This window comes from Streptomyces sp. NPDC046862, assembly GCF_040704615.1.
In the GTDB taxonomy this organism is placed as follows: Bacteria; Actinomycetota; Actinomycetes; order Streptomycetales; family Streptomycetaceae; genus Streptomyces.
This window is the reverse complement of record NZ_JBEYXP010000081.1, coordinates 1-25,443: the sequence shown is the minus strand read 5'-3', so window position 1 is coordinate 25,443 and position 25,443 is coordinate 1. Positions and strand designations below refer to the sequence as shown.

Annotated in this window: 17 protein-coding genes and 6 pseudogenes; 16 read left to right on the top strand and 7 right to left on the bottom strand. The window is 68.1% G+C overall.

The annotated features are described in order from the left end of the window. Positions 1–4: 4 nt before the first annotated feature. From AB0959_RS49075 to AB0959_RS49050, 6 genes and pseudogenes are all read left to right on the top strand, one after another. Entirely contained in the window at positions 5–736 is a 732-nt protein-coding gene (locus AB0959_RS49075; RefSeq protein ID WP_366833481.1) for an alpha/beta hydrolase, read from the top strand. Further along, a complete protein-coding gene (locus AB0959_RS49070; RefSeq protein WP_366833480.1) occupies positions 729–2,216 on the top strand; it encodes an aldehyde dehydrogenase in 1,488 nt (495 codons plus the stop codon). The genes AB0959_RS49075 and AB0959_RS49070 overlap by 8 nt, the downstream gene beginning before the upstream one ends. Before the next feature lie 6 nt (positions 2,217–2,222). After that, positions 2,223–2,507 (top strand): tautomerase family protein, encoded by a 285-nt coding sequence (locus AB0959_RS49065; RefSeq protein WP_366833479.1) that lies wholly within the window; start codon positions 2,223–2,225, stop codon positions 2,505–2,507. Further along, positions 2,504–3,547 (top strand): LLM class flavin-dependent oxidoreductase, encoded by a 1,044-nt coding sequence (locus tag AB0959_RS49060; RefSeq protein WP_366833478.1) that lies wholly within the window; start codon positions 2,504–2,506, stop codon positions 3,545–3,547. Before AB0959_RS49065 ends, AB0959_RS49060 begins: the two co-directional genes overlap by 4 nt. A 211-nt stretch (positions 3,548–3,758) precedes the next feature. Beyond that, positions 3,759–5,192 carry a cytosine permease gene (locus AB0959_RS49055; RefSeq protein ID WP_366833477.1) on the top strand — a complete coding sequence of 478 codons (1,434 nt, stop codon included), beginning with the start codon at positions 3,759–3,761 and terminating at the stop codon, positions 5,190–5,192. A 27-nt stretch (positions 5,193–5,219) separates the two neighbouring features. Next, positions 5,220–5,608, top strand: a pseudogene (locus AB0959_RS49050) (protocatechuate dioxygenase); the annotation flags it as partial. 55 nt (positions 5,609–5,663) lie between these two features. Here AB0959_RS49050 and AB0959_RS49045 read toward each other — a convergent pair. From AB0959_RS49045 to AB0959_RS49035, 3 genes are all read right to left on the bottom strand, one after another. Next, positions 5,664–8,477, bottom strand: a complete 2,814-nt coding sequence (locus AB0959_RS49045) for a family 78 glycoside hydrolase catalytic domain (RefSeq protein WP_366833476.1) — start codon at positions 8,475–8,477, stop codon at positions 5,664–5,666. Next, entirely contained in the window at positions 8,474–9,778 is a 1,305-nt protein-coding gene (locus AB0959_RS49040; RefSeq protein ID WP_366833475.1) for an MFS transporter, read from the bottom strand. The genes AB0959_RS49045 and AB0959_RS49040 overlap by 4 nt, the downstream gene beginning before the upstream one ends. Positions 9,779–9,953: 175 nt before the next feature. Continuing rightward, the gene (locus AB0959_RS49035; RefSeq protein WP_366833474.1) at positions 9,954–11,012 is read right to left on the bottom strand and encodes a LacI family DNA-binding transcriptional regulator; all 1,059 of its coding nucleotides are present in this window, start codon (positions 11,010–11,012) and stop codon (positions 9,954–9,956) included. Between the two features lie 368 nt (positions 11,013–11,380). Between AB0959_RS49035 and AB0959_RS49030 the strand changes: the two genes are divergently transcribed. From AB0959_RS49030 to AB0959_RS49015, 4 genes are all read left to right on the top strand, one after another. Then, the gene (locus AB0959_RS49030; protein ID WP_366833472.1) at positions 11,381–14,521 is read left to right on the top strand and encodes a family 78 glycoside hydrolase catalytic domain; all 3,141 of its coding nucleotides are present in this window, start codon (positions 11,381–11,383) and stop codon (positions 14,519–14,521) included. Positions 14,522–15,521: 1,000 nt separating this feature from the next. Next, positions 15,522–16,763 (top strand): globin domain-containing protein, encoded by a 1,242-nt coding sequence (locus tag AB0959_RS49025; RefSeq protein ID WP_366833471.1) that lies wholly within the window; start codon positions 15,522–15,524, stop codon positions 16,761–16,763. A 36-nt stretch (positions 16,764–16,799) separates the two neighbouring features. Next, entirely contained in the window at positions 16,800–17,447 is a 648-nt protein-coding gene (locus AB0959_RS49020) for a pyridoxamine 5'-phosphate oxidase family protein (protein WP_366833470.1), read from the top strand. Positions 17,448–17,843: 396 nt separating this feature from the next. Further along, positions 17,844–18,278 carry a VOC family protein gene (locus tag AB0959_RS49015; protein WP_366833469.1) on the top strand — a complete coding sequence of 145 codons (435 nt, stop codon included), beginning with the start codon at positions 17,844–17,846 and terminating at the stop codon, positions 18,276–18,278. Between the two features lie 66 nt (positions 18,279–18,344). Here the strand turns inward: AB0959_RS49015 and AB0959_RS49010 are convergent. After that, positions 18,345–18,776 (bottom strand): annotated as a pseudogene (locus AB0959_RS49010) (transposase); the annotation flags it as partial. Positions 18,777–18,830: 54 nt separating this feature from the next. Between AB0959_RS49010 and AB0959_RS49005 the strand changes: the two are divergent. Next, complete coding sequence (locus AB0959_RS49005) at positions 18,831–19,700, top strand: IS5 family transposase (RefSeq protein ID WP_366833497.1); 870 nt, start codon at positions 18,831–18,833, stop codon at positions 19,698–19,700. Between the two features lie 179 nt (positions 19,701–19,879). Further along, entirely contained in the window at positions 19,880–20,791 is a 912-nt protein-coding gene (locus AB0959_RS49000) for a MerR family transcriptional regulator (RefSeq protein WP_366833468.1), read from the top strand. An 8-nt stretch (positions 20,792–20,799) separates the two neighbouring features. Here AB0959_RS49000 and AB0959_RS48995 read toward each other — a convergent pair. After that, positions 20,800–21,127 (bottom strand): annotated as a pseudogene (locus tag AB0959_RS48995) (transposase family protein); the annotation flags it as partial. Positions 21,128–21,659: 532 nt separating this feature from the next. Between AB0959_RS48995 and AB0959_RS48990 the strand changes: the two are divergent. Continuing rightward, positions 21,660–21,845, top strand: a pseudogene (locus tag AB0959_RS48990) (sialidase family protein); the annotation flags it as partial. 178 nt (positions 21,846–22,023) lie between these two features. Here the strand turns inward: AB0959_RS48990 and AB0959_RS48985 are convergent. Further along, positions 22,024–23,559: an NCS1 family nucleobase:cation symporter-1 gene (locus AB0959_RS48985; protein ID WP_366833467.1), complete on the bottom strand. Its 1,536-nt coding sequence runs from the start codon at positions 23,557–23,559 to the stop codon at positions 22,024–22,026. 446 nt (positions 23,560–24,005) lie between these two features. Here AB0959_RS48985 and AB0959_RS48980 point away from each other — a divergent pair. Further along, positions 24,006–24,131, top strand: a pseudogene (locus AB0959_RS48980) (pirin family protein); the annotation flags it as partial. Between the two features lie 14 nt (positions 24,132–24,145). On the opposite strand, the pseudogene AB0959_RS48975 reads toward AB0959_RS48980, so the two are convergent. Then, positions 24,146–24,357: pseudogene (locus AB0959_RS48975) on the bottom strand (IS5/IS1182 family transposase); the annotation flags it as partial. Positions 24,358–24,432: 75 nt separating this feature from the next. Between AB0959_RS48975 and AB0959_RS48970 the strand changes: the two are divergent. After that, positions 24,433–25,155 (top strand): inositol monophosphatase family protein, encoded by a 723-nt coding sequence (locus AB0959_RS48970; protein WP_366833466.1) that lies wholly within the window; start codon positions 24,433–24,435, stop codon positions 25,153–25,155. Further along, positions 25,071–25,289, top strand: coding sequence for an inositol monophosphatase family protein (locus AB0959_RS48965; RefSeq protein ID WP_366833496.1), 219 nt, complete (start codon positions 25,071–25,073; stop codon positions 25,287–25,289). The genes AB0959_RS48970 and AB0959_RS48965 overlap by 85 nt, the downstream gene beginning before the upstream one ends. The last annotated feature ends 154 nt before the right edge of the window (positions 25,290–25,443 follow it).

The following is a 25,443-nucleotide window of genomic DNA, read 5'->3' as shown; positions in this document are numbered from 1 at the left end:
GCCCATGAGCAAGCCGACCGTGGTCCTGCTGCACGGTGTCGGGCTCGACCACACCATGTGGGAGCCGACCGCCACGCTCCTGGCCGACCGCTTCACCGTGATCACCCCGGACCTGCCGGGCCACGGCACCCGCCCGCCGGTGAGCGACGGAGTGACCCTCGGGGACCTGGCCGACGGGGTGGCCGACGAGATCCCGGCCGGCTCTCACCTGGTCGGATTCTCACTCGGCGCGCTGATCGCCCAGCACCTGGTACTGCACCGCCCCGAACTGGTGACGACCCTGACCTCGGTCAGCTCGGTGTGCCGGCGCACGGCCGAGGAGCGGACTGCCGTCCTCGACCGGCTGCGCACCGCGGAGGCCGACTTCACGGCGAGCGCGGCAGCATCCCTCAAGCGCTGGTACGACGGCACGGGCGTCGACGCCGGATGGGTCGCCCGCACCGAGGCGACGCTGCTGGCCAATGACGTCGGCTCCTTCCTCGGTTGCTATCGCGTGTTCGCCACGGCGGACGCCGAACTCGCGCCGGATCTGGGGGCCATCGCCGTACCCGCCCTGGCGGTGACGGGGGAGAACGACCCCGGCTCCACCCCCAAGATGACCCGTCGGCTCGCCGCGGCCCTTCCCGACTGCCGGGCGGTGGTCGTCCCCGAGGCGCGTCACATGCTGCCCGTCGAGCGTCCCCAGGCGCTGGTCGACTCCCTCACGACCTTCCTCGGAGAGTGTTCACATGTCTGACCTCACCACGCTGCCGCACTTCATCGGCGGAGCACGGGTGGAGCCCGCGTCGGGCGAGTACTTCGAGAGCACCAACCCGGCCACCCGCGAGGTCCTCTACCGGGCGGCGCGCGGCACCGCCGTCGACATCGACCGGGCCGTCGCCTCCGCGCGGAGCGCCTTCGAGGACCCGCGCTGGCGCGACCTCAGCCAGACGCGCCGGGGCCATCTGCTGCGCCGCCTCGGTGAGCTGATCGCGGAGAACGCCGAAGAGCTGGCCCGGATGGAGACGCTGGACAACGGCAAGCTGCTGCGCGAGATGCGCGGTCAGCTGGCCACGCTGCCGGAGTACTACCACTACTACGCGGGGCTCGCCGACAAGATCCACGGCGACTTCATCCCCACCTCCGACCGCCAGGTGCTGAACTACACGGCCCGGGAGCCGCTGGGCGTCGTAGGAGCGATCACGCCCTGGAACTCGCCGCTGACGCTGACCAGCAGCAAGCTGGCCCCGGCACTCTGCGCCGGCAACACCGTCGTGATCAAACCCTCCGAGTACACCTCGGCGACCATCGTCAGGCTCGCCGAGCTGGCCCTGGAGGCAGGGTTCCCGCCGGGTGCGGTCAACGTCGTCACGGGATTCGGGGCCGAGGCCGGACAGGCCCTGGTCGACCACCGCGACCTTGCGAAGATCTCCTTCACCGGCTCCACCGCCACGGGGGCGCGTATCGCGGCGGCGACGGCGAGCCGGTTCATCGGTTCCACGCTCGAACTGGGCGGCAAGTCGCCCAACATCGTGTTCGACGACGCCAACGTCGCGAACGCGGCGATGGGCGTCGTGGCCGGTATCTTCGCCGCCGCCGGACAGACCTGCATCGCGGGCAGCCGGGTCTTCGCCCACCGTTCGGTCTACGACGAGCTGCTGGAGCGGGTCGTCGAGCGCGCGAAGACCATCCGTATCGGCGACCCGCTGGACGCGCAGACCGAGCTCGGCCCGCTGGCCTTCGCCGACCAGCGCGACAAGGTGGCCGGCTACGTCGACCTCGGACGCAGCGAAGGCGCCCGGGTGCTGACTGGCGGACGCCCCACCGACGGCGGGCTCGGCGGCTACTTCTACGAACCGACCATCCTCGTGGACGTCGACAACGACATGCGTGTCGTCCGGGAGGAGATCTTCGGACCCGTCCTGGCCGTCATGCCGTTCGACTCCGAGGAGGAGGTCGTACGGCTGGCCAACGACACCGACTACGGGCTCGCGGCCGGCGTCTGGACGACCAACCTCGCCCGCGCCCACCGAATGGCGTCGCGGCTGGACGCCGGGACCGTCTGGGTCAACACCTACCGGGCCATGTCCCCCATGTCGCCGCGCCAGGGCTTCAAGACCAGTGGCGTCGGCGTCGAGCACGGCACCGAGACCATCAAGGAGTACACGCGCCTCAAGAGCGTGTGGATCAACACCAGTGAAGAGCCGGTGGCCGACCCGTTCACCATGCGGAGCTGATCGGGCATGCCCCAGGTCGCCATCACCCTTGCCGAGGGCCGCACCCCGGAACAGATCCGGGCCTTGCTGCACGAAGTGCACGCCGCGGTCCTGCGCACCACCGACACCCGGCCCGAATACATCCGTGTCGTCGTCCACGAGGTACCCCGGTCGCACTGGGCCACCGGCGACGTCACCCTCACCGAGATGGACGCCGCCGCCACGGCCCCGTCCGTCCCGACCACCGGCGAACACAGCCGCCAGGACAAGAGCCGACACCTGGCCGGCCCGCAAGACGAGGAGCAGGCATGAGGTTTTCGTTGTTCGTGCACATGGAGCGCTGGGACGAGGAGGTCAGCCACCGCCAACTCTTCGAGAATCTCACCGAGTTGACGCTGATGGCCGAGGCCGGCGGCTTCGGCACCGTATGGATCGGCGAGCACCACTCGATGGAGTACACCATCTCCCCGAGCCCCATCCCGCTCCTCGCCCACCTGGCCGCGCAGACCACGACCATCCGCCTCGGCGCCGGGACCATCGTCGCCCCGTTCTGGAACCCGATCCGGGCCGCCGGTGAGTGCGCACTGCTTGACGTCATCAGCAACGGCCGGATGGAGGTGGGGCTCGCCCGGGGCGCCTACCAGTTCGAGTTCGACCGGCTGGCAGGCGGGCTCTCGGCCCGCGACGGCGGCAAGCACCTGCGTGAACTCGTCCCCGCCGTAAGGGCGTTGTGGCAGGGCGACTACGCCCACAACGGCGAGATCTGGCAGTTCCCGACGTCGACCAGCGTGCCCAAGCCGGTGCAGCAGCCCACCCCGCCCATGTGGATCGCCGCCCGCGACCCCGACTCCCACGACTTCGCCGTTGCCCAGGGCTGCAACGTCATGGTCACCCCGCTGATGAAGGGTGACGAGGAAGTCGCCGACCTGAAGGGGAAGTTCGACACCGCGGTGGCCAACCACCCCGCGGTTCCGCGCCCCGAGCTGATGGTGCTGCGGCACACCCACGTCCACCCCTCCGACGAGCCCGAGGGATGGCGGCCGGCCGCGGAGGCGATCAACCGGTTCTACCGGACCTTCGACGCCTGGTTCGGCAACCGGACCACCCCACGCAACGGGTTCCTCGACCCCAGCCCGGAGTCGAAGTTCGAAGGCCGCCCCGAGTTCGCGCCGGAGGCGCTGCACAAGACGGCGATGATCGGCACCCCCGCCGAGGTCATCGAGCGACTGCGCGCCTACCAGGAGCTCGGCGTCGACGAGTACAGCTTCTGGATCGACACCGGCCTGTCGCACGAGGAGAAGCGCAGGTCGCTGGAGCTGTTCATCAAGGAGGTCGTGCCGGCCTTCCAGTAGGCCGGCGCCGACCTCGGCCCGCCGCCGACGGTGCGGCGGCGGAGCCTTCGAACCCTCACGGATGTCCCCGCCGTCCGCTCACGGATGTCCCCGCCGTCCGCTCACGGATGTCCCCGTCGGCTGTTCAGGAGTCTGCCTGCCGTCCGTGAGACCCCACAGTCCCCACTTCCCCACTGAAGCAGTCTCCTCTCCCCGTCCTCAGGAGCACGCAATGACGCACGATGCTTCGGCGCCCATATACGGCAGTTCGGTCACCACGGTCGAACCGTTCGGTGTCGACCACATCCCCGACAACGAGCGGCACGGCAGGCCGAGTTCGCAGTTCTTCGTCTGGTTCGCGGCCGGCCTCAACTTCCCGATCATTCTGCTCGGCTTCAGCGCGGCCTGGTTCGGGCTGAGCTTCTCCGCCGCCGTCACCGCCATCCTCATCGGCGCCGCCCTCGGCTCCCTGCTGATGGCCGTGATGTCCCGGATGGGCGTACGGCTCGGCGTCCCGCAGCAGATCCAGGCCCGCGGCCCGCTCGGCTTCTTCGGCAACTTCCTGCCCGTGACATACATCAACGTCTTCGCCGGCATCGGCTGGGCCGCGGTCACCGTCATCCTCGGCGGCAAGGCGTTCGCCGAACTGACCCACCTCCCCTTCTGGCTGTGCGCCGGCGCCCTGACCGCGATCCAGCTGGTGGTCGCGATCTACGGCTACAACATGATCAATTACCTCCAGAAGGTGCTGACCTACGTCCTCACCCCGCTGTTCCTGCTGATCACCGTGGTCGCCGTCGTCCGCGGCGGAAGCTTCTTCCACGCCGATGCGAAGGCGTCCGGATACATCGGCTCCACGGGCGGCTGGATCACCTTCGGCGGCTGGTTCCTGTCCTTCCTGGTGGCGTGGGCGCCGTTCGCCTCGGACTACTCCCGCTATCTTCCGGACACCCCCGACGTCGTCGGCCGCACCGCCTGGTACACCGGCCTCGGCAACTTCGTCACCATCGCCTGGCTGGGCATCCTCGGCGTGGTCGTCGGCGGCAGTGCCAGCAGCTCCGACTCGATCACGGCCCTGCACGAACTGGCCGGCCCCTTCGCCGTCCCCGCCCTGCTCGCCGTCGGCCTCTCGGCCCTCGCCCAGAACTTCCTCAACGTCTACGGCGGCGCGATCTCCGTGCAGACGCTGAAGATCCCGGTCACCCGCTCCCAGGCGGTCACCGTCATCTGTCTGCTCGCCTACGCGATCAGCCTGTGGGGGGAGTCCGGTACGGAGGACAAGTTCAAGGTGTTCCTCAACCTCACCGCGTACTTCATCGCCCCCTTCGCCGCCGTGCTGCTCCTCGACTTCTACCTCGGCGGCCGCTCCGACCCGTCCCGCGTCACCGAGCTCTACGACCGGAACCGGGTACTGGACTGGGGCTTCGTCGCCTGGGCGGGCGGTGTGGCGGCCTCGGTGCCGTTCTGGCAGTCCAGCTTCTACACCGGGCCGTTCTCGAAGGCGTACCCGGGCGCCGGCGACCTCAGCATGTTCATCGCCGCCGGCGCAGGCGCGATCCTGTACCTGCTGACGTATCGGCTGAAGCCCCTGTGGGTCCGTGGCAGCACAGAAGCGGCCCCAGAGCCCGCCGAGCGTCCTGACGCGTCCAGGACGGCAGCGAGTTGATTTCCGCGTAGCGGTTGGCGGCGCCGCGAACCGGACAACGGCATCTTCCTGCACGGCGGAGTCCTCACCAACTCCAGCGGCGTCGCGGCGATCACCACGGTCTACCCCGGCTGGTACGCGGCCGCTGCGTCCACATCCACGTCAAGGTCCACACCGGCGTCACGGTCACCCCCGACGGCCAGTTCACCGGCGGCAGGGAGATCCACACCGGTCAGCTCTACTCCACGGAGTCGGTCACGACGGCTGTCGCGAGACTCTCCCCGTACTCGGGCAACACGGTGCCCCGCACCACCCTCGCTCAGGACGCCATCTACGACGGCGGGGGCGCCGCGTCCGGCCTGCTGACCCCGACGGCCCTGGGGAGCTCCACGTCCTCCGGGTACCTCGGGACGCTGACCCTGGGGGTCGACAGCTGACCGTCACTCACTGACCGACTGGGCGCCACCGCGACCACGGTGGCGCCCAGTCCGCTCAGGCGCGGTCGTCTCCGGCCGGCAGGACGGCGAGGGCCGTTTCGACTGCTGCGAGGACCTCCAATGGAGCCTTGTCCAGGGGCTCCCGCAGAGCTCGGCCCGCTCTCCACCGGGTGGTGCGCCGGAAGGTGTCCGCTCGGGACGGGTCGATGCCGCGGATCGCTTCGAGGACGGCCTGGTAAGCCCGTTGATCGTCGATGATGGCGGCGAGGCTGCTGCCGAGGCTCAGCCGGTCCCGGAGGCCGAAGGGCTGTGGATGGTCCTCGACCCAGGTGTGGGTACCGCTGCCGATCTCGTGGCGGGCGCCGGAGGGCAGTTCCACCACGGCCCGTGTGTTCGGCGGTATCTGAGCGTGGAAGCGCACTCGGACACCCTCGCGCCGCCATCCCGCACAGGCTTGTCCGTACGGCGTCTCGTGCCATGCCGAGGCGTCGTCGAGGTCGTTGAGCACGGTGGGGGCGATGTGGATGACGCGGTATCCGGGTTCCAGCGGCCCGAGACCGGCGACGCGCCGGTGGAGCCAGTCGGCCACGGCGCCCAGGGCGTAGTGGTTGAACGACGTCATCTGGCCGGGGTTGATCGAGCCGTCGTCGAGCATCGAGTCCCAGCGCTCCCACACCGTGGTGGCACCCATGGTCACCGGGTAGAGCCAGGAGGGGCATTCGGTCTGGAGCAACAGCCGTGAAGCCGCGTCGGTGTGGCCGGTGGAGGCCAGTGCCTCGCAGATGATGGGGGTGCCGACGAAGCCGGTCGTGATGCGGTAGCCGGCCGCGCGGACGAGATCCCTGAGGCGATCGCCCAGTTCCTGGCGTTGACCTGGTTGGGCGAGGCCGAAGACGATCGTCAGGGCATAGGCGGTCGGCGCGTCGGACATCATGCGTCCGCGCGGTGTGACGTACGCACTGCGGAAGGCGTCGGCGATGCGTGCGGCGAGGTCCGCGTAACGGCGGGCGTCGGCGTCCCGGCCGAGCAGGGCGGCCGCTCTGGCCGTCAGGTCCGCCGAGCGGAAGAAGTAGGCGGTGGCCACGACGCCGGCGTCGGTCTTGGCGTCGCCCGGGCGTTCCGGCGGCGCGTCCGGGTCCAGCCAGTCACCGAACTGAAGCCCTTCCTCCCACAGCAGGGACCCCGTCCGGGATCGCACGACCTCGACCCACGCGGCCATGGCCTCGTAGCAGCGCTGAAGGACATCCCGGTCGCCGAATCGCTCCCACAGGACGGTGGGCACCACCGTGATCGCGTCTCCCCAGGCCGCGACCGGCTGGAACAGTCCCGGCACCTGGGGAATCACGGCCGGGACGACCATCGGCACCACGCCGTCCGCGGCCCGCTGCTCCTGTACGACGTCCTCCAGCCAGGACCGCAGGAAGGCGTCGCAGTCGTACAGGAACGCCGCGGCCGGGGCGAAGACCTGGATGTCTCCCGTCCAGCCGAGGCGCTCGTCGCGCTGAGGGCAATCGGTGGGAATCGAGAGGAAGTTGCCGCGCATACCCCAGACCACGTTGTCGTGGAAGCGCTGGAGGAGCGCGTGGCTGGTGGTGAATCCGCCCCTTCTCGGCATGTCGGTGTGCAGGACGGCGGCCGAGACGTCATCGAGGGCCAAGGGCCCCGGCCAGTCGTCCACCTGGACATAACGGAAGCCGTGAAAGGTCCACTTGGGTTCCCACACCTCTTCCCCCGCCCCGCTGAGCACGTACTGGTCGGTCGCGGCGGCGTTGCGCAGGGGGCGGGTGCCGAGTTCTCCGTGCTCCAGTACTTCCGCGTGGCGCAGCGTCACGGTGTGCCCTCGCTCGCCCCGGAGCCGGATGCGGAGGCGGCCGACCAGGTTCTGCCCGAAGTCGAGGATTGTCTTGCCGCTCGGCGTGGTCAGCATCTGCTGGACCGGGAGGTGTTCGATGACTCGGACCGGCGGCAGGAGGCGCATGGTCGGTGTGGCGTCCGGGACCGCGATCAGTTTCACCGGTGCCCAGGCGGACACGTCGAACGACGGTGCCGACCAGTCGGGGATCTCCAACCGGGCGTCGTAGGTCTCGCCCTGGTAGAGGCTTGCGGACACCACTGGTCCCCGGGACCAGCGCCAGTCCTCGTCGGTGACGACGGTGTCCACGGAGCCGTCCTCGTATTCCAGGGTGAGCTGGGCGGCCGCGGCGGGGGAGCCTTCGTAGAAGCGGCGCGAGGCGTCCCTGAATCCGTACCGCTCGGTGTACCAGCCGCCGGTGAGGGTGATCCCCAGAGCGTTCGGGCCAGGGCGGAGATGCTCGGTGACGTCCGCGACATCGAGGTGCAGGCGCCACTGATAGCTCGTCCAGCCGGGCTTGAGTTCCGCGTCGTCGACCGGGGCGCCGTTGACCTGGATGTCGTAAGCGCCGAACGCGGTGGAGTGGAGCAGCGCGCGGCGCACCGGGCCGCGCACGTCGAACGTGCCCCGCAGCAGGTGGGGCTCCTCGGTACCCGAGCCGACGAAGCGGGCCTGCCAGGTGTCCGTGGCGAGGAACCCGGCCGTGACCTGGGTGCCGGTGCTCCAGGGGGACGTCGAGTTGCCGGTGCCGTGCACTCGTACACGGACAAGGGCGCTCTCGCCAGGACGCAGGGGCTCGAAAGGCCAGTCCACGAGGACGGAGTCCGGTCCGTGGACGGTGGCCGCGGATGTCACGCCGTCGCGGGTGATCGAGATGTCGGCTGCCTGTTGTGTCCACGACGGCAGTTCGGTCGTGGTCTTCCAGGTCAGCGGGGGACGGCAGTCCGGGACGAAGGGTTCGTCGGTCCATCCGACGCGTACGTCCTGGACGTGCGGGGTCTGGTCGTCGGCGGTCATCGCGCAGATCCCGTGGCGGTGGCGGACGGGACACCCGGGGCCGCGGAAGCCGACCGTGGGACGCGTGAGCGACGGATGATCAGCATGCCGATGGCCCCCGAGACGAGCGCGAAGAGGGTGAGCAAGGAGAAGAGCCCCGACGGGCTCCAGTCGATGAGCGCCGGAGTGACCAGGGCGAAGGCGGCGGCGGCGAAGCGTGCCACGGCCATCGTGGCGCCCTGGACGGTCGCGCGTGCGTTGACCGGGAACGACTCCTGGGTCCAGATCTTGTACAGCGCTTCGCCGACGAACGGGAACGCGATGTTGTACAGGACGAGCGCGGCGATCATCACGGGCAGGACGCTGCCACCCGTGACGGCGATCAGTATCTGGCACGTGGTGAACACCGCTACTCCGGCGGCGAAGAAGCGGCTGCGCCATTTCGTGTCGGCGATCCGGGTGAAGACGATCGTGCCTGCCAGACCGATGAGGGTGGTGCAGAAGGACAGAGCGGTCGCCGTGGTCTGGGAGGTGCCCCCGACGGTGACGAGGAAGTAGGTCTTGAACGAGCCGAAGGTGTTCGCGACAAGGGTGAAGAACAGATAGAACAGCGCGGTCGTGGTGATCATGACGGCGAAGCGCCGCTCGCGGAACAACGTGCGTAGAGGCAGTGCCGCGGAGGGGTCGACGCCCTTCTCGGTGTGCCGGTTCTCTGCTTCGGCCTCCAGTTCCCGAAACGCCGGGTAGAAGGCGCGGAACGCGAAGGTCCCGACAGCGAGGGCGGACAGGATCACGAAGATCAGGCGGATACCGAACGTGCCCAGTCCGGACACGGCGAAGCCCAGCAGCGTGGTGACGACCACACCGGCGGTCCACATCACGTGGGTGAAGGCGACCAGCCGCCCCTCCGTGCCGGCGGGTGCCCTTTCGGACAGCACGGCGATCGAGGTCGGAAGATCGGCCCCGGCCGCCACCCCGATCACGATGACCCCGGCGACCAGCACTGCGGCGTTGGGTGCGCACGCGACGGCCAGCGCGGCCGCGGCGTACAGGAGGATGGTCAGGGAGAAGACCCGTCCTCGGCCGACGAGGTCGGCGAGTCGTCCGCCGGTCAGTGCTCCGACGGCGATGAACAAGGTCAGCGCCGAGCCCAGCACCCCGACGGTCCAGACGCTCAGGCCGAAGCTCTCCTTCCAGAGAGCCAGCCCCAGACCGACCGAGATGATGGCCCCCGAGTCCAGGAAAGACGCCATGCCCGCGGCCACGGCCAGCATCCAGTGCCTGCGGTCGAGCAGCGGCGACGTTCTCGTCAGCTCCGCCATGAGGTTCTCCGTTCTTCACCCGCGACCCTAGCCGGGCAGGGGTGGTAATACGATTTACCAGCGACGCGGCTATGGGAGCACGTAGGCCCTTGGAGTCGTCAAGGGGATCGCAAGTAAAATGGTAAATCGATTCAATCGCGCGAAGTGGACGGTCCGACTCGGGAGGCCGGTGGTGTCAGGCCCCGGTGGTGGAGCGGCGCACGACGAGCTCGGGGGTGAACTCGATCTGAGGAGCCGCCTCCCTGACCTCTACGCCTTCGGTGGCGCGGAGTGCGGTGATCTCGTCGAACAGCAGCTTCGCCGCGGCTGCTCCCAACTGCGCGTGCGGCGTGCGTACGGTGCTCAGGGGGACGACGGTCGACTGGGCGAACTCGATGTCGTCGTAACCCATCACCGCGATGTCCTCCGGCACGCGGACGTGCCCGCTCGCCACGAAGGACTGGATGATGCCGATGGCGAGCAGATCGTTGGCGCAGAAGAGCGCATCGGGCCGGTCGCTGGGAGCGCGGAGCGCGAGACGGTCGGCGCAGGCGATCCCGGCCTCCACCGATCGCTCGGGGACGGAGATGAGCTCCAGGGAGACATCCGGTGCCTGCTCGATCACGGACAGCGCCCCCCGCTGCCGGTCGGCGATCTGCTGGAGGTCCAGCGAGGAGGCGACGAAACCGATCCTCCGGCGGCCGAGCTCGACGAGATGGCGCACGGCGAGACGGGCACCGGCGACGTGATCGATCGACACGGACGCCTGAGAGGCGGACCGGGCGTGACGAGCACTCAGCACGCTGGCGATACCACGTCGGCGCAGGCGCGCCAGCTCGTTCTCCACGTCGCCGACGGGCGAGATGATGATCCCCGCGACCCGCTGCTGCTCGAAGAGCTGGAGATACTCCCGCTCGCGCTGCCGTGATCCCGTGTCGTTGGCCATCAACAGATACATGCCCTCGGCGGACACCCGCTGCTCGATGGCGGTCGCGATCTCCGGGGTGGTGGCGCTCGCGAGTTCGAACGCCACATAGCCGATGACCGGGCTCGCTCCGGTGCGCAGCATGCGTGCCGCGTCGTTGGGCACGAACCCGAGCGTCTCCACCGCCTGCCGAATCCGCTCCCTGGTGGCTTCCGAGAGCTTGTGGGGCTTGTGGAAGTAGTTCGACACAGAGGACTGGGACACCCGCGCGGACTCGGCGACGTCCCGAATCGTGACCTTGTTCAGCGGTCCTCCCGGCTCTGCTCGCACCCGCACCGACCTGTGCGGACATCGTAGTCCGGCCTGTGCCGGCGCATCGGTCGACCGCTCGGCGAGGCCGAAAGGGGCCTGGTGACGGGTTCTTGACGTCACACGGCGGTAACTCTAAGGTCTGCCGCACATCGTGGGTAACGTTACCCATCGCAGGCTCGGCGCCGCAGACCCATGTGGAGCGAGCCTGCGGGTGCTCGCGACCCGCTGGAGAAAAGGCCCGTCATGCCCCGAATCCGAACCTTCGTTCGGCGACTGTTTGAAACGTTTCAATGCGTTGAGTCGGGAGATCTCGCATGCCAGAAGAGCTGAACGGTTCCCCGAGCCGCAGACGTGTGGTCGGTACGATGGCCGCCTCTGCTGGGGGCATGGCGCTGCCCGTGGCCCCCGGTTTCCCCGCGCAGGGTGCGTATGCCCAGCAGCAGGGCAGTGGAAGGGCCACTCAGATCGTGGGCCTCGCCGTCGATGCCCGCGAGGACGATCCGATCGGTGTCGACGACCCCTCACCTCGCCTGAGCTGGAGGGTCGTTCGGGCCGAGGACGCATGGACTCAGACCGCGTACCAAATTCGGGCGGCACGCACGAGGCGCGACCTGGAAGCGGGCCGGTTGCTGTGGGACAGCGGCACGGTTCGCTCCGCCGCCCAGACCGACATCGCCTGGAGGGGCCCCGTACTCCGCTCCCGAGACCGCGTGGTGTGGCAGGTACGAGCATGGGGATCCAACGCTGGTGCGACGCCGTGGAGCCGCCCCGCGTCGTGGGAGATGGGCCTTCTCCGGCGCTCCGACTGGGGTGCCGCTCGATGGATCGAGTACCCCGGACGCGCCGTCGACCAGCCTCTGCCCGTCTTCGCCCGGGCCTTCCGGGTGGACGGGCGCGCTGGACACGTCACCAGGGCACGTCTGTACGTGTCCGGCATCGGCCTCCACGTGGCCCGGCTCAACGGCGAACCGGTCACCGACGAGGTGCTCGCACCGGGCAACTCCAACTACCAGCTGTCGGTCGAGTACCGGGCCTACGACGTCACGCACCTCGTACGGCCCGGCGACAACACGCTCGGTATGGAACTGGGCCACGGCACGGCGTTGGTGACACGATCCGTCACCAACGCCGCAACCGGTCGCACCGCCCCGTACAGCTGGTGGCAGAGCCAGTTCAAGGGCACGGGCAGCCTGGTCGGCGCCGCGGACCGGGGTGCCACCACTGTCAAGGTGAGCAGTGTGGCCAACTTCCACGTCGGCGGCACCGTCAACATCGACACCGGTGACGGGGGAGAACGGCTGGAATCGCGGACCATCACCGCCGTGGGCACCGCGGGCGCCGACGGCACCGGCATCTCCTTCACTCCGGCACTGTCCTCGGGTCACGGCGACGGGGCGGCCGTGTCCGGCTCGGGCAACTCGCTCGCCGGCACCGACCCCAGCGCGGGCGCCGCCGTCTCCCCGCGGCTCATCGCCCGCCTGGAGGTGACGAAGGCCGACGGCACCGTGCAGACCATCGTCACCGACCGCTCGTGGAAGACGGCCCTCGGCCCCACGACCACCGCCAACTGGTACTCCGGCTCCGACTACGACGCCCGGCGGGAGCAATCCGCCTGGACGGCCCCGGGAGCGGACCTGAGCGCTACGGCCGAGCGCCGCGACGGCACAGCCATGGGGTGGACCAGCGCCGGCATGGCCCCGCCTCCCAACCTGACCACCGAGCTGGTCTGGCGGAACGCCGAACCGCTCAAGATCGTCGACACCCTGCGACCCGTCAGCGTCAAGCAACCCCAGCCCGGCGTCTGGGTCTTCGACTTCGGGCAGAACTTCGCCGGCTGGCCCCGGCTCCACGTCGACCGGCGGGCCCCCGCCGGAACCACCGTGAAGCTGCAACCCGCCGAGTCGCTCAACGAGGACGGCACCGTCAACCAGGCCTCCATCAGAGGCGGCGGCCCCTCCCGCGGAACCGACGTCTTCGCCGCCTACACCACCTACGGCGCAGCCCGCGGCGAGACCTGGCACCCGCAGTTCCACTACTTCGGCATGCAGTGGGTCCAGGTCACCGGCCTGCCCGAGGGATACACCCCCACCCGGGACACCGTCACCGGCCTCCAGATCCACGCGGATGTGCCGGCCGCGGGCTCCATACAGACGTCGAACGAGCGGATCAACCGCATCCACCGCATGTCCCGGTACTCGATCATGAGCAACGTCATGTCGACCTTCACGGACTGTCCCGGCCGTGAAAAGCTCGCCTACCCCGCGGACTACCTTCAGCCCTTCGGCTCACTGCACCGCACCTTCGGCTACGACGCCTTCCTGCGCACGATGGAACGGCACCTGGCGGAAGGGCAGTCGAAGACGGGTGACAACATCGGCAACGTGGCCCTCAAGGCGCCTGTGTACGACTGGGGTTACACAGGCCGCTTCGGCGACGAGATCAACTGGGGCAACGGCGTCGTCCTGACACCATGGTTCCTGTACGAGACGTACGGCGAAACCCGGACCATGGCCCGCTACTACCCCCAGATGCAGGCCTTCCTCACCTACCTCCGCACCAGGAAGGCGGGCACCGGCGCGGACGCCCACATCGTGGACGGCGCCCTGGCCGACTGGATCTCCAGCGAGGTGACCTCGGGCCGGATCACGGGGACCTGGGGCTACCACCAGGTCGCCGACCGGATGGCCCGCATGGCCGAGCTGCTCGGGCGCACGGCCGATGCCGCCGACTACCGCAGTCTCGCCACCAACATCAAGAACGCCTTCAACGACGCCTTCTACAACAGGTCCCTCGGACGCTATACGGCAGAGGGCGACCAAGGCGGCGCCGGAGCGACCCAGGCCGCCCAGGCGCTGGCCCTCGACGAGGGGCTCGTCCCGGACAGCGAGCGCACGAAGGTACTCGACGCGTTGGTCGAACTCGTCCACGCCCACCGGCCGTTCGGCGGCGGACCTCACTTCGGCGGAGGGACCATCGGCCTGGCACCCATCGTCAGGGCGCTGCACGAAGGCGGCCGTGACGACGTCCTGTGGGACGTGCTCCAGGAGGACACCCGCCCCAGCTACGGCTACTTCATGCAACCCACTGCGGCCAACCCGGGCGGGCTGACGACCATCCCCGAGACCTGGGACATCGGCGCCTCCAAGAACCACATGATCCTCCTTCAGATCGAGGAGTGGTTCCACAGCGGCCTCGCCGGCATACGCCGGCCGCGGGGAGGTGTCGGCTACCGCCACCTCGTGATCGACCCGAGGCCGGTCGGCGACCTCACGCACGTGGAGGGCAGCTACCGGACCCCACACGGTGAGGTGTCCACCGAATGGACCCGACAGCACGGCGTCTTCCGGCTCAGGGTCGAGGTGCCCCCCAACACCACGGCGGAGATCCGGGTACCGACCGGAGACGGAAAGCCGCGGACCGTCCCCGACGGGGCGAAGTTCGAACGTATCGAAGGGGATCGGGCGGTGTACAGCGTCCGATCCGGTGTCTACGTCTTCACCGCCCGCGACATTCGGAAGCTCGACTGAGGGGATGTCCCGTCCTTCTTCAGCAACAGGTGTAGGAGATGACCCCTGCAGTCGGGCAACTCCACGCACTCGTCGTGGAGTTCGTGCTCCTACGAACCGGACCGGAGGATGAGTCGGTGATCGCCGGAACCCAGCAGGCCGTCTGCTGTGGTGCCAGACCCAACCCTCGGGCGCGCTGAAACGTCCGGTCGTGCCGGGCGGCAGTGAGCGTCCACCGTCAGGGTGGTGCCGCCGATCGACCAGCCGGCGGACGCCGTGCCGTGGGGTGGCGATCGAGGCTTCGGCCGAGGCAAGCCCGTCTCCGGGCGCGGAGCGATCAACTTACGCTGGCCGGCAGCCCTTTCGGTCCTCGCCAGGCGCATGTGATCGTCATACCGCATGACTATTCCGTCACCTGCCGAACTCATGCGGGGCCAGTCGAGTTGACCGGCCGCATTGAGCTCGGCAAGCAGGATGCGGTGCGGTTCGTCGGAGACGCCGGCCTGCTGGAACCGCTCCAGCCCGCGCCAGTAGGTCTGGATCTGGAGCCTGACCCGGCTCCAGCGACAGATTTTGCCAAGGCAGGACGTACGGCATGCCCGGCCGACACAACCGGTCCGGCACCGGCGTCGGCGGCGGCCCCCGGGCGACAGCTCCGACCAGGGCAGCAGCAGCGGTAGCAGCGACTCAAGCAGCGCCCACAAGTCGTCCACAATCCACGGCCGAGTACTCACACTCCGACGAACGGTCAGCACTTCAACAAGATCATGTGACGAGAGTTACTTTAAGTCGCCCATGCGGTCCTGTAGCGTCCGGAACCCGTTGATCCGGTTCCGCTGCCGCCCCGATGAGGACTCATGCTCGCCGATGTCGCCGCCCCGAACGTCGCTCTGCTGAGACGTAGACGACGTGAAGACCCCACCCGTAGCCCTCGTCGGGGACGTGGCCTCATGGGTGATGCCGTCCGGTGGTCCGCCGTCGGGGGACAGCCTCGAAAACCGGATGAGGGAGCTCTGGCCCCTTGAGGTTCCGGAGCAACCGCTCAAGCAGCGCATCCCCGCACCCGCCTGTGGAGCGCTCGGCGCCCACCCCGGCGGTACACGACAGGGAGCCTGACGTCGTCGAGGCTCCTCTGTCGGCCCACGAGCAGGACCTCATACGCGCCTCCGTCGCGGTGGTCGAGCCGTTCGCCACGGAAATGACGGTTTACTTCTACGCGATCCTCTTCGCCCGGTACCCCGAGGTCCGTCCTCTGTTCCCGCCGGCGATGGACGCCCAGCGCGACCGCCTGCTGCGCGCGCTGCTGCGCATCGTGGACCTGATCGACGACGCGGAGGGCCTGGCGCGCTTCTGCGGACACCTCGGACGCGATCACCGCAAGTTCGGAACGCTCCGTGCGCACTTCCCAGCCGTGGGCGATTGCCTCCTCGCCTCCTTGGCCCGCTACGCCGGCCCCGCGTGGACCGTGGACCTCGCCGCCGCCTGGACCAAAGCGTATGACGCAGTCGCCGATCTCATGATCAGTGCTGCCGAGCAGGACGAGGCGGTGCGGCCCGCCGTGTGGCCCGCCACGGTCGTACACCGTCTCTCTCGGGGGCACGGCATCGTCGAAATCACCGTGCGTCCCCACATGCCTTACGAATACGCCGCCGGCCAGTACGTAAGCGTTGAGACTCCCTGGTGGCCGAAGCAATGGCGCTATTACTCTCCCGCCAACGCGCCCCGTGAGGACGGCTCCCTCACGTTTCACGTACGCGCCGTGGCCGGCGGCTCCGTGAGCAGCGCGCTGGTGCACCGCGCCGCGGTGGGCGACATGATCCAACTGGGGCCCCCGCTGGGCGACATGGTGCTGGACGCCGCGACCCACAGTGACCTGCTGTGTGTGGCCGGCGGCACCGGTCTCGCCCCGATCCGCGCGCTCGTCGAAGAGGTCGCCCGTCGCGGCGAGCGCCACCGGGTCGACCTGTTCCTCGGTGCCCGAACCGGCGCCGAGTTGTACGGGGTCGACGACATGCTCCGGATGGCCCAGCGGCACCACTGGCTGACCATCAGGGGTGCGGTCTCCCAGGAGTACAGCCCCGGGATCAGGGGGGCTCTGCCGGAGGTTCTGGCCGAGTACGGGCCGTGGTACCAGCACGACGCCTATCTCAGCGGCCCGGCCCCGATGGTCGTCGCCGCCACCAGGACGCTCAGACGGGGCGGCACCTCGCTCGACCGCATCCATCACGACCCGTTCGAAACGCCCGTCCTGTCCATTCCCTGAGCCAAGCGCTTGCCCGTACTGCCAGGAGAACACCCCGTGACCTTCCCCCCGCCGCACTTCGGATCAGCAGGTGAACACCAACTGCAGCAGCAACTGGGCACCGCCGACCGCGCCGCCCGGTTCTACGATCAACAGGTACGCCCCTGCCTCACGCCCGAAATGCGGGACTTCATCGGTCGTCAGGCAATGGTCTTCCTGGCCACCGCCGACTCCCATGGGGAATGTGATGCCAGCTTCCGCGCCGGGCCGCCGGGTTTCGTCCACGTGATCGACGACCACACGCTCGCGTATCCCGAATTCCGCGGGAACGGTGTGCTCGCAAGCGCCGGAAACATGGCGGAGAATCCCCACCTCGGCATGCTTTTCGTGGATTTCACGCACCACCACGTGGGACTTCATGTCAACGGCACGGCCCGGCTCTACACCGACGCGGGTCTGCGCTCCCTCCATCCTGGTCTGCCCACCGATGTCGCACCTGGGCGAAGCCCTGAGATGTGGGTCCACATGAGCGTGGAAGAGGCCTACATCCACTGCTCCAAGTACATACCCCACCTGGAACCAGCTCCCCGGCCCACCAGCCATGACGCCTCTCGCCCCAAGGACGCGAACTATTTCACCGGCCCCGCGCGCGGCACCGCCGACCAAGCCCTGCACCCACAGAGCAGCTTGCAAGGGCCCACGTGACGCGACAGCGGTGCGCGACCTTCGGAGGCTTCCCACCAATCCCGGACGGTTCATCTGGCGCTTCCGGGAGGACTTCGTGCGGGTCGCGAGGAACCGCGGCCGGCCTTGCGACCCAGATCCTCCACTAGGCACTGTCCGGCGGAGCTTGCTGCTCTTGCGGTGTGCACGATCGCCGACGTAAGGGCTGTCCCACAACCGATCTTGGCATGAAGGCGGTTGGTCAGGACTGGATCCTGGGGACCACTGGGGCGCTCCGCCGCCACGGTCGCGTCGTTCTCGTGGACTGTCCGGTTTGATCACTTGGTGTCCAAGGCGGCCCAGGACGCGACGGGCGACGGGCGGATCCGCCTGAGGAAATGAGCGGCAGGTCCCCCTGGTACGCGGTACGGTGCGCCGATGTCAGCGATCAAGAAGTTCCAAGTCACCTTTGACTGCGCAGAACCTGAGCGCCTCGCTCGCTTCTGGTGCGAGGTGTTGGGGTACGTCACGCCGCCGCCACCGGAGGGGTTCACCACCTGGGACGATTTCAACCGCACCCTGCCTACTGAGAAGCAGGATTCATGGTTCGCCTGCAGTGATCCCTCAGGTGTGGGCCCGCGCCTGTACTTCCAGCGCGTCCCCGAAGGCAAGATCGTCAAGAACCGGGTGCATCTCGACGTCCGGGTCGGCACCGGGCTCGTGGGGGACGGGCGCCTCGCCACGCTCGAAGCCGAGTGCGCACGACTGGTCGCGCTCGGCGCCACCCACGTGCAAACGCTGTATGCCGATGAGGAAAACGAGTCGTGCATCCCAATGCTGGACATCGAGGGCAACGAATTCTGTATCGACTGAGCATTCTCCGAGTCGGGGAGGCAGGGAGCCGTCTCCCCTGGGCCTTTCTGGTCCTCGTATCTCCGTGAGGGCGAGGTTGTGCATCCGGGCGATGCCGAGCATGGCGGCATGAACGCCGTCGCCTTTCAGACGGCAGTCACGAAGGATCTTCGATACCTTAATCCGCGCGAAGACGTGCTCGACGCGGGCCCGGACCTTGCGGTGGGAGGTGTTGTGCTCCTCTTTCCAAGCTGGCAGTTCGGTCTGGCCGCGTTCACGGCGGTGCGGGATGAACAGGCCGGTGCCCCGATCGCCGCCGTCCGCGATGACTGCGGCCCGGCCGACGGCGGCCTTCACACCGGAAAGTGCCCACGCCTTGCAATCGTTGCGGTTGCCCTTGCCCGGTCGGCCGACGGCGACGACGAACCGGGTATCGGCGTCGATGACGACCTGGTGGTTGGTCGAGTACCGGTAGTTCTTCGACTGCTCGGCAACCGTCTGATCCCGCGTGGGCACTAGGCCGTGTTTTAGGTTCGGCTTCCTGTGCACGCCCTGCATGATGATGATCAAGATGTGGGGCGAGGGGATCTTTCTGATGAGCAGTGGTCGGTGCTGGAGTCGTTGCTGCCTGCGATCGGCATAAGTCGCAGGTGGCCCGGCTGTTGGCGGCTGACAGACGGTGTGCGGTGGCGGGTTCGGACCGGAGTTCCGTGGCGGGACCCGCCGTTCGAGTACGGACCGTGGCAAACGGTGTATGGACTGTTCCGGAGATGGCAGCGTCGGGGTGTGTGGACCCGGCTGCTGACGTTGTTGCAGGCGAGAGTTGATGCGGCCGGGCTGATCTTCTGGGAGGTCAATGTCGACTCCACCATCTGCCGGGCACACCAGCATGCTGCCGGTGCCCGCCGAAGCGGTACTGTGCAGAAGGAAGCGCCAGGCGGAGTCAGCACCGAACCTGAAGACCATGGACTGGGCAGGTCGCGAGGCGGGTTCACCACGAAGATTCATCTGGCGTGTGAGCAGGGACAGAAGTCGTTGTCGCTGCTGATCACCGCCGGGCAGCGCGGTGACAGTCCACAGTTCGAGCCGGTCCTGAACGCGATCGGAGTACCCCGGCCTGGAGTCGGTCGGCCGAGAAGCCGCCCGCTGCGGGCGCGAGGCGATAAGGCGTATTCTTCACGCGCGAATCGCGCCTACCTGCGCAGACGTGGCATCAGGTGCACGATTCCTGAGCCGGCCGATCAGGTCCGCAACCGCAGGCTCCGCGGACGTGGCGGTGGCCGTCCGCCCTTCTTCGACCACGAGGAGTTCAAGGCCCGGCACGCGGTCGAATGCGGGATCAGCCGCCTCAAGCAGCACCGGGCCGTGGCGACCCGGTTCGACAGACTTGCGGTTCGGTTCGAGGCGACGGTTCAGGTCGCGGCGATTCATCAGTGTCTGTGAACCCTCAGCCTGCCGTCGTGCAGATGCCCCAGCAGGAAACGACGGCCCCGCGGTCATTACGGTGGAAGGGCGCATTTCCTGGCATTGGCGCGGCGCGGTGTGTAGGGGGTTGCACCTTCCGTAGCGGCATGTGATCCGGTGGACTTACGTCCCGATGCCTTGAGGAAAGGTCCCTGCTCATGCATTCGTCTTTCATGCCACCCCGTCAGGTCAAGATCGGTGACGCGGCGGCCTTCGCCGGCAGCACGCCACGGGCGATTCGCCATTACCACGAGATCGGCCTGCTCCCCGAGCCTGAGCGGGGCGGCGATGACCGCCGCCGCTACGGGTACGAGGACATGATCCGCCTGCTGTGGATCCGCAAGATGGCCGACGCCGGGATCGCCCTGGACGACATCCGTGACGCCTTTACCACCGGCACGGCTTCCGCCGGTGCGAACAGCGGAGACGGTATCGCAGGCACCCTGGAGCGGTTGGAGGAAACCCTCGCCGAGCAGGAGGCGAAACTGCGGCGGCAACGGACCGCCGTGCAGCGGATGCGCATCGAAGGCAGCCGGATGGGCCTGCTCTCCGACTTCGTCACCGAACGCCTCAAGAGCCTGCCCGAGGGCTCCCTGCGTCAGGCGGACCTGGACAGTCTGCTGGTCACTGAGCGGATCTTCGGCCCGCTCGGCGCGGCCGTCCAGGCCACCCGCTTCGTCGTCCTGGCCACGCATCCCACTCTGCGGGAGGATTCCGACCGCATCGATGACGCCGAGGAGGCACTCGATGACAGTGTCGCCGTCGATGATCCACGGGTGGCTCAAGTGGCCGTCGAGCGGCACGCCTTCGAAAGCGCCCTGCAGGCCGTCATCGAGGAGTCCGGCCTGGGCAAGGACGACGATGCCCTCTTCGACGCCTGGGACACCTTGCATCCTGCTACCGCCGATGACGGCGAGGACGAGGCCGACCTCAGCTCCGGCAGGCGGGAGGCTGACTCCATGAGCGTGCTCGAAGCCACCGGCAAGATGCCCTACGACTTCTCCCCAGCCCGCCTGCGCTGTATGGAACTGGCCGAAGAACTATCCGCCCAAGACTCACCCGCTACCTAAACACGGCCTAGGGCGCCGTCGACGATCAGCACGGCGTCCTTACGGAACCGCTGACGGGGCTGAAGCGCAAGCGACGGTCCGATGTGGCCGATGATGCGGCTGGCGGCCGACTTCGACACCTGGAACAGCGGGCGAGCTGCCGCATCGTCAAGTTCGTACGCCAGTAAGCCGCTATGAGCAGGATCCGGTCTTTCAGAGTCAGGTCCACGGTCGGCCCTTGCGCACCAGGTCCGTACTTTCGCTCCGCATCGCAGTGACCAGCTTGCCGAACTGCCGCGGGTGAAGCCCGGTGAACAGGGCTATGGCTATCCAGGATGGTTCCAACGACGTGATCAGACCAGGCTTGGCAAGATCATGACATCAAGATCAGCCGTGACGGGACAGCCCTTAGCCGTGCCGTTCAGACAGGTCGGTGTGGCGAGTTGTTGGCAGATCCGCTGGTGTGCAAGCTGGACTGTCGTCGGTCGGGTGGCGTGGACGTCAGACTCGCGCCCCGGCTGCTTCGGGGTGCTCGTCTGGGTCTGCGCGGATGGTGTCGGGAGCCGCGGACACGACGTCGTTGCCGTAACGGCGAAGTAACCACGGGCCGTAGGCGGCGTAGTGCCGGGCAGTGGTCGGCTCCACGGTCGGGCCGACCACGCCAGCAGCGGTGAGCTCCTGGCACACTCGGCGGCGAGGTCTGCCCAGCCGGCGGAAAGGTGATGTCGAAGCCGTAGTCGGCCATGCTGCGGCCTGCGCCGCGCCCGCTACCGCGGCCTGGCCAGAACACACGTCCAGCACGTCCTGACGGCACTGGCCGCAACTTCACGCGCGTCGCCGCTGGATCGCCTATCCCACGACCAACCGCCGCCGAACAACACGTTTCCCGGGGGTCGGCGACACCGGGGACGTCGATGTCCTGCTGCGGCGCTCCACCGACGGCGGCTGCACCTGGGGGCCGCTCCCGGTAGTCGCCGCCGGGGGACGGGGACACGCGGGGCAACCGGCGCCGGTGGTCGACCTGAGCACAGGAGCCGTTGTGCTCCTCACGTCCTACAACAGCGGTGCCGTGACGGCCAACGAGTCGACGGTGGCCCAACTCTCCGACGAGAGCCGCGACTTCAATGCCTGTGACCAGCAGGGCGCCAACGCCGGCGACCGCCTGGACACGTTCCGCCGACTGCCGGTCAGCGAGCTCTGCCAGATGTTCATCGGGCCGTTCCTACCGATCGGCAGGAACGGTCCCTAGTCCGTCAGCGCACCGGTGCGCCCGCCGAGGCACTTCGGCGCATGAACAGGTAGTGCAGTGCCGCGCCAAGGGCTGCCCCGAAGATCCATGCGAACCCGGTCAGGTCCTGCAACGCGGAATCCCATACTGTGGAGACGGAGAAGATCGCGGCGAGCCCGAACGCTGCGAGCGCCCTGACGTTCCAGCCCCTGTTGTAGTAATAGGCGCCGCCCGGCTCGTCCGTGAACAGGTCCTGCACGTTGAGCCGCTGCTTTCGGATCAGGTAGTAGTCGATCACCATGATCCCGTAGAGCGGTGCAAGCAGCGCGCCCAGCGTTTCCACGAACCTCGCGAGTCCCAGGTGGCTGATCACGGGTATCCACAGCGCGCCGACGACGAACGCGACCAACGCCGTGATGACGCCGCCGCCACGGGCGCTGATGATGTCGGGGCTCGTGTTGGTCAGGTCGTAGGCGGGCGGGATGAAGTTCGCAACCAGGTTGATCCCGACCGTGGCGGTGAAGAAGGTCAGCGCTGCGATGACCGTCAGCCACGTGTTGTCGACCCGATCCACGATGTCGGAGGGGTTGGTCAACGGCTTCCCGAACAGCACTCCCGTTCCGGCGGTTATGACCAGGGCCAGGTACGAGAAGAGCGCGAGGCTGACCGGCAGTCCTATGAAGTTCCCCCATGCCATCTGCCGCTCGGTCTTGACGAACCGGGCGAAGTCACCGTAATTGATGATCACTGCGGCGAAGTAGGCCACCATCGTGCCGACCACGCTCACGAACGCCGAGACCGACGTGCTGCCGTCACCGCCGGACCCTGCGAAGATGTTGCCGAGCTCGGTCAGCAGACCGCTTCCCGCCTCATTCCAGATGATCACCGCCAGTGCGATCATGACCATGTAGACCAGCGGGCCGGCCCAGTTGAGGTAGCGGGTGATCCAGTCGATGCCCCGCAGGAACAGTCCCAGCTGGAACACCGCCACGACGAGATAGGAAATCCAGCCGACGGAGCTCATGCCGAGGAAGGTTCCGCCGCCCGAGTGTCCGGTGGTCGCGGTGATCAGCAGTGCGATCGCCGTGGAGGCGAAGTAGGTCTGCACGCCGTACCAGAAGATGGCGACGGTGGCCCGCACCAGCGCGGGGAACTGCGCACCGCGTACGCCCATGGCGGCCCGGGCCATGACCGGGTAGGGAATGCCGTACTTGACGCTAGGCTTTCCCGTCAGGTTCACCAACAGCATCACGATGAACCCGGCGAGGATGATACCGGCGAACACCCACCAGCCGTTCAGGCCGGAGGTCGTGAACAACGTGGCGGCCAGGGTGTAGCCGAAGAGACTATGTATGTCGCTCGACCAGACGTTGAAGATCGCAAACGCACCCCATTTCCGCTTCTTGTGCGGCAGTGGGGCAAGGTCGTCGTTGTACAGCGTTGGATCAGGGCTGGTGACGGTGAGCGGATCATGATCTGCTGCGGATCTTGCGTGAGCGGTGGAGGGGTTGCCATCGCGGAGCGACATTATTACCTCAAGGGGGACGTCGTCGTGGCTCACGGGCTCACCGGGGGAGAGGCGGGGGCTGCTGAGCCCGCCGTGTGGGGGAACCTCGGCTTCCGTGCTCAGGATTCGACCATTCCGCATGACGCAGGTCAAGACCTTGACGTCTCAAGTGCGAAGCTGCAAAGCGTGGTTGCTGGCGGTGTCGATCGGCGCTGCGAGGCAGTGGCGACCAGGATGAGCGGTGGGACCGAGTACACGCGGGGGCCTGCTGGCAGAGGTGATCGCCGAGGCCGCCCGCCCGCGGCGTGTATCGGGGACTCCGGTACAGCGAGGAGGGCGAGCAGGACGGCGAGGATGCCGAGGCCGACGGCGATGTGGAAGAGAGCGTGCCAGTCGGCGTGCTCGGCGACCAGGGCCGCGGCGGGCAGACCGTCACGGCCCCGGGGCTGACCGGGACTGTGATCCTCGGCGACCTCGGCGACCTCGGCGACCTCGGCGACCTCGGCGACCTCGACGGCTCGACGTCGCCCGGCACTGCGTACACGCCGATCGTTGGCGCCGATCTCGCCCTCGCCGCCGGCGTCCGACTGCCACTCGTACCTGACTTCGAGTACGGCGTGCTGTCGTGAGATACCGAACAAGGGGCAAGCCGGCGCAATGTCAAGTTCGTACGCCAGTAGGCCGTGACCAGCAGGACGTGATCGTCCAGAGGGAGGCTTCACGGTCGGCCCGTCCGGCCCCGTCGGCGCCCTCCCGGCGTAGTGCGGCCAGCAACTTGGCAAAGCAACGCGGGCTCAGTCCGGTGAACGGGGAAATCCTGGACGGCTCCGACGCCGTGATCACAGCAGCCAGGCCTCGACAATCTCACCATGTCTGCGCGTTCCATCCGGAGCCTCAACGGCGGACCACGGCGGGAAGGGCAGCCCCGTGACGGACCTGGCAGACCTGGAACTGGTTCATCGCCTGGCCGACCGGGCGGATGCCATCTCCGGTGGCTACTTCTCGACCGCGACCGTCGAATCCCGGACCAAGAGCGATGGGAGCCCAGTCACTGCCGCCGACCGGGAGATCGAAAACGTCCTTCGCTCCTTGATCCGTCAGGAGCGTCCCGACGACGCGTTCATCGGTGAGGAGTTCGGCGCCGAAGGACACGGAAGGCGGCGCTGGATCATCGACGCCATCGACGGCACCGCGAGCTTCCTCGCCGGCGAACCTGAGTGGGGCACATTGATCGCCATCGAGGACAACGGACGCATCACCCTGGGCATGGCCTCCGCCCCTGCGCTGGGCCGCCGGTGGTGGGCCAGGCCCGACTCGGGCTCCTGGACAGGGCCATGCTCCTCCAACTCAGAGGCTTCGGCGCACCGGTTGGCCCTCGCCCAGGGCGGAAGTGCCCAGAACGCAGCCCTCGGTATCTGGCCGCCTCCGCCCAGACTGAACCAGCAGGAACGCGCCGTGGCCGCGAAGCTGGCCCGGGCCGTCAAGCAGGTCCGACCGCTGCTCGATTGGACTGCAGAGGATCCCACTACGCCAACGCCCCGCAAACCGTCCACCGGGTCAGGCACCTGCCACGGCGCCCTCCTGGTCGCGACCGGTCAGCTGGACACCTCCCTCCTTCTGGAGCCGGCCCCTGGGACATCGCCGCGCTGATCCCCATCGTCCACGAAGCCGGCGGCACCTTCAGCGACCTCACCGGCCAGCACCGGACCGACACCGGAGCCGCACTGTTCGCCCGCCCCGGACTCCACCAACAGCTCCTGGACATCGCCGTCACCGCCCACTGAGCGACCTCCCGCCCTCGAATACGTTGCATCGCTCTGAACAGCGGTTACGGGACAAAATTTGTCCGATCCCGGGTGATGCTTGACAGTTCGATCCCAGCTGATGGTTGACGGGGGCCGTGATCGGCTTTTCTGTGCACGTCGTTGCGGCGTGTGG

Coding starts and splice junctions, on each gene's coding strand:
- AB0959_RS49075 (WP_366833481.1), top strand. CDS start 5: ATGAGCAAGCCGACCGTGGTCCTGCTGCACGGTGTCGGGCTCGACCAC.
- AB0959_RS49070 (WP_366833480.1), top strand. CDS start 729: ATGTCTGACCTCACCACGCTGCCGCACTTCATCGGCGGAGCACGGGTG.
- AB0959_RS49065 (WP_366833479.1), top strand. CDS start 2,223: ATGCCCCAGGTCGCCATCACCCTTGCCGAGGGCCGCACCCCGGAACAG.
- AB0959_RS49060 (WP_366833478.1), top strand. CDS start 2,504: ATGAGGTTTTCGTTGTTCGTGCACATGGAGCGCTGGGACGAGGAGGTC.
- AB0959_RS49055 (WP_366833477.1), top strand. CDS start 3,759: ATGACGCACGATGCTTCGGCGCCCATATACGGCAGTTCGGTCACCACG.
- AB0959_RS49045 (WP_366833476.1), bottom strand. CDS start 8,477: ATGACCGCCGACGACCAGACCCCGCACGTCCAGGACGTACGCGTCGGA.
- AB0959_RS49040 (WP_366833475.1), bottom strand. CDS start 9,778: ATGGCGGAGCTGACGAGAACGTCGCCGCTGCTCGACCGCAGGCACTGG.
- AB0959_RS49030 (WP_366833472.1), top strand. CDS start 11,381: ATGGCGCTGCCCGTGGCCCCCGGTTTCCCCGCGCAGGGTGCGTATGCC.
- AB0959_RS49015 (WP_366833469.1), top strand. CDS start 17,844: ATGTCAGCGATCAAGAAGTTCCAAGTCACCTTTGACTGCGCAGAACCT.
- AB0959_RS49000 (WP_366833468.1), top strand. CDS start 19,880: ATGCATTCGTCTTTCATGCCACCCCGTCAGGTCAAGATCGGTGACGCG.